This window comes from Flectobacillus sp. (genome assembly GCF_049240685.1).
GTDB lineage: Bacteria > Bacteroidota > Bacteroidia > Cytophagales > Spirosomataceae > Flectobacillus.
In genome coordinates this window covers 1-4,145 of the sequence record NZ_JBMLSD010000369.1, presented here as the reverse complement: position 1 = coordinate 4,145, position 4,145 = coordinate 1, and the positions used below count along the sequence as shown (strand labels likewise).

Here is a 4,145-nt window from a genome sequence, read left to right as displayed (position 1 = left end):
GGTTTTCCATCCTGAATATTTACCAATAATTCATGATGCAATGTTCTTAATACAGAAGGGAATTTCTTATCGCTAAAAGTTGGTAATGTAATAGGACTTTCGGCCAGAATAATCTGAAGGTTATTCTCGTACACATAAATGCCTGTTTCGTCTTCTTGAATATCGACAGCACGACCGTCTTGTAGTTCCAAATGCACCAAATATTCTGAGGGTACAATAAGGGCAGATTTTACTTTCCAACGACGAATTACACGTTTATCGCTTAGTGAGATAATTCGTCCGTCTTTGTAAAACATTTTGGGACGATTTCCCATTCCGAAAAAAAAGAACTTAGCATCTGGAAGATTACGTTTTTTGGGGTGCTCTTTTCTAAAGCCTAATAATTCTTCACGATAGGTCTGAAGGGCTTTTTCGGCTTTGGATTGTGTATATAACTGCGCATTACTAGAATGAATATCAAGCAGATAAAGGAAGCTAGTGATTAAAAGTATATAATGTTTCATGGCTTATTGATAGCATTAAAACATCAAATTTAGAGAATTTAAGGACATGAATTCCATATTACCGATTTTTCAATGTAGATACAGCGATTGAATAAGTACTAATACTTAGTACTATTGAGTGGTTTGTGATTTAGTGAATGTGATATTTCGGGTTTGGGATTTTTGATTTCGGAAATATGAAAACCTACTTTTATTACTTCCCAAAAGTAGGTTAAACGTCCGAAATCCTACATCCCAAATCCGAAACTATCGATATGCTTTAGATTCTTTCGATATTATCTTCTGGCACTAAAGGAAGATTATGAAATTTGAGATAGAGCTGTGCTAATACGACCACATCTTCTTGACAATATCTGGCAATTTTAGGAAGGTCTTTTTCAATATAATAGGTCTGATTTACCAAATCGCCACTCAATTCGACTTTACTACTTGGTATCTCAAAAATCGCTGCTAGTAAATCTAAAGAGGTATAATTTTTTTTATCTCCAAACTTCCACAACTCCAAAGTATCCAAATGCGGTATTTCCCAAGGCTTTTTACCTGCTAGCTGTAAGGCTTTAGGAATATTCACTCCATTGACCAACATTCGTCGGCATAGGTACGGATAATCAAACTCTTTGCCATTATGAGCACAAAGCATAAGACTATTGCCTTTGTATTTGGACTCAATCAGCGAAGTAAATTGTGTTAAAAGCTCTGTCTCTGAGTCGGCAGTGAGCGTTTTTACCTTGAAGCAAAGCTGATTATCATCGTCCCAATGAAAAAAGCCTAAACCAATTGCAATCACCTTACCAAACTCGGCATAAATCCCAGCTCGTTCAAAATACAATTTTCCCTCATCATATTGGTGGGGATTTTGCATATAACTTGCTTTTTTTGACCAAAATTCTTGCATACGGGTAGGTACCTCGTCCCAACTACCGTAAGCAGAAACAGTTTCGATATCAATAAATAAGAGATTTTTTGCGATTTTAGCTAAGTCGAGCATACAGATTTTGGTTATAGTGTAGGAAAATATTGAGGCTGTTAGCGAAGCACTTACAGCCCACATTGATTATTCATGCAAAACTCCTTCTAAACCCAGTTGGGCAATTGGGATGAGGTTTTCTTCACGGATACTTTCAGGAACAAAGATAAACTTTTTATCAAAAATCTGATTTCCAATGTAATAGCTCACCCAATATTCGTTGTTAATATGAAAAACTTCAGGCGAAATTGGCTCTATTTTCACAATTTCTTCTCCTGCAACTTCTTTAAAAAAATAGCGTAATGATGCAGTTTTGATTTTGTTCCCGTCGACATCTACACCATAACCGCTGGATGTCACAAACACTGTATCGATTGGATTTTTCAGACGATTGATCAAATATACATCCCAAAGGACATTCCCAAGTTCATCCTGACGACGTGCAACGGCTACTTTTACGCCATCGACGGTAGGATGGATAATATCTTTTTTCATAAATGCTTTTGTGTGGTTGGCTGTTTTTAAACAGCTATTAAAACCTATTTTTGCTCAATTTCAAATTCAAATATATCTTTCAAATGCCCTAACATACGACTTTCTACCTCAGCCATTTCTATCTCGCGACCAACTTCCAAGGCAATAGAAGTCACAGCTTTATCGTCGATACCACATGGCACAATATGTGAAAAATAGCTCAAGTCGGTGTTTACATTCAATGCAAAACCGTGCATAGTTACCCAGCGACTAGCTTTTACGCCCATGGCACAGATTTTTCGAGGATTTTTTTGTTCGACATAATCAATCCATACGCCTGTAAGCCCATCTATTCGCCCTGCTTCGATACCATAATCTGCACAAGTACGAATCACGGCTTCTTCCATAAAACGCATGTATCGATGAATATCAGTAAAGAAATTTTCTAAATCAAAAATCGGATAACCCACCAACTGACCGTAACCATGATAAGTAATATCTCCTCCTCGGTTGATTTTAAAATACTGAGCATGATACTTCTCCAAGCCTTCTTCGTCTAATAATAAATGTTCTGGCTTTCCACTTTTTCCGAGCGTGTATACATGCGGATGCTGGCAAAACAAAAGATAGTTAGGCGTCGCCTTGGGAGTTTCCTCAGGGCTAATTTTACGATTTTGTAGTTTAATCTCGACTATTTCAGCATGGAGTTTTTCTTGATAATCCCAAGCTTCTTGGTAATCTATTACTCCTAAACTCTGAAACTTTACCTTTTTATGCTGTTCCATTTTTCACAACACTGTTCTTTCTAGTGCCAAAGAAATTTAAAGTAAAAAATATTTATTTTCTTATCAAACAACAAACCCTAGTAGATAATTCAATGGCCGAACACCTAGACACTGGTCGCGAAGCAGAAGACTTGGCAGCGTCCTATTTAATCGACAAAGGCTACGAAATTGTAGCCCGAAATTACCGCTATGGTCATGCCGAAGTGGATTTAATTATCCGAAAAGGCATTTTTTTAGTCTTTGTTGAGGTAAAATCCCGCAAGAATATCAAATTCGGAATGCCCGAAGCAGCCGTTAGTAAACTCAAAGTTTCGCTAGTAAAACGCGCTGCTGATTTTTATGTCTACAAAACTAATTGGCACAAACAAATACGATTTGATGTAATCTCGATTATTTTTCGCTCGGATGGCTTCGAAATCAAACACTTTGAAGATGCCTTTTATTAGATTATTGCCCAAGGGACAAAGCGTAATTACAAACTTCGCATTGTCCCTTTGGGCTAATTTTAAGCTATTTTTCCAAGATAAAAATCATTCTTGGAGATGTTTCTATATCAAAAGCATTGAGGTGATAATCCCCAAAAATTTGTTTGAGTTTTAGTCCCGCCGCAGAGAAGTAATGTTGAAAATCCGTCAGTGAAATAGCCTGTACTTTTTCATGAAAGTGATACTCACGCCCCTCATCTTTAAAATCTATATCTTTGATAATAAAGCCATCTTGAAGGGTTTTAGTAATCTCAAAACGAATACCGTCAATTTCTTTTACCTGAAAAGGTAGCAATTGTTTTGTCACGTATTCTGTATTGAAAAAATCCATCACAAAAATACCTCCTTTGCGCAGGTTGCGAGCCGCCGCCTGAAATGCCTTGATATTCTCGTCGTGATTTTCGAGATACCCAAAACTTGTAAATAGGTTTAGGATAAAATCGAAATATCTTTCTTCAAAAACTTCACGCATATCGTGCACAAAAAAGTGAAGATGTGCGTTTTCGTAAATTTTAGCAAAAGCAATACTCTGCGGCGATAAGTCAACGCCGGTTACCTCAAACCCTTTTTGGTTGAGGTAAATAGCATGACGACCTTTGCCACAGGCCAAATCCATGATATGGTGTTCTGGCTGAATTTGTAAATACGATGATAGTTGGTCCATAAAAAGCTGTGCCTCCTTGTCATCACGTTCTTTGTAGAGAATGTGATAATAAGGGGAATCAAACCACGAGCTAAACCATTCTTTCGTCATCATTATAAAAGTTTGTTACTGGTGAATAGTTATCTGTTATCGGGAAGATTGATAAAATTCCTATGATAACGTCACTACTATTTTACTTAAGTATTAATGCAAAATAAAATTGCATTAATACGCTCTAGGCTATAAGCCGTAGGCATTAGGCAAGCACAACTTCTTGCTTATGGCATA

5 protein-coding genes and 1 pseudogene are annotated in these 4,145 nt (G+C 37.0%); 1 reads left to right on the top strand and 5 read right to left on the bottom strand.

The genetic code is table 11. The features are described from left to right. The 4 genes and pseudogenes from ACOVQ4_RS17050 to lipB all read right to left on the bottom strand — a co-directional run. A pseudogene (locus tag ACOVQ4_RS17050) lies at positions 1-503 on the bottom strand (hypothetical protein); the annotation flags it as partial. 259 nt (positions 504-762) lie between these two features. Further along, complete coding sequence (locus ACOVQ4_RS17045) at positions 763-1,491, bottom strand: 3'-5' exonuclease (RefSeq protein WP_421821825.1); 729 nt, start codon at positions 1,489-1,491, stop codon at positions 763-765. A gap of 66 nt (positions 1,492-1,557) precedes the next feature. Further along, the gene (locus ACOVQ4_RS17040; RefSeq protein WP_283372800.1) at positions 1,558-1,965 is read right to left on the bottom strand and encodes a hypothetical protein; all 408 of its coding nucleotides are present in this window, start codon (positions 1,963-1,965) and stop codon (positions 1,558-1,560) included. Positions 1,966-2,009: 44 nt separating this feature from the next. Beyond that, positions 2,010-2,729, bottom strand: coding sequence for a lipoyl(octanoyl) transferase LipB (gene lipB / locus ACOVQ4_RS17035; protein ID WP_421821824.1), 720 nt, complete (start codon positions 2,727-2,729; stop codon positions 2,010-2,012). A gap of 23 nt (positions 2,730-2,752) precedes the next feature. On the opposite strand from lipB, the gene ACOVQ4_RS17030 reads away from it, so the two are divergent. After that, entirely contained in the window at positions 2,753-3,175 is a 423-nt protein-coding gene (locus ACOVQ4_RS17030; protein WP_421821823.1) for a YraN family protein, read from the top strand. Between the two features lie 64 nt (positions 3,176-3,239). On the opposite strand, the gene ACOVQ4_RS17025 is transcribed toward ACOVQ4_RS17030, so the two are convergent. Continuing rightward, positions 3,240-3,971: an SAM-dependent methyltransferase gene (locus ACOVQ4_RS17025; RefSeq protein ID WP_421821822.1), complete on the bottom strand. Its 732-nt coding sequence runs from the start codon at positions 3,969-3,971 to the stop codon at positions 3,240-3,242. Positions 3,972-4,145 lie beyond the last annotated feature (174 nt).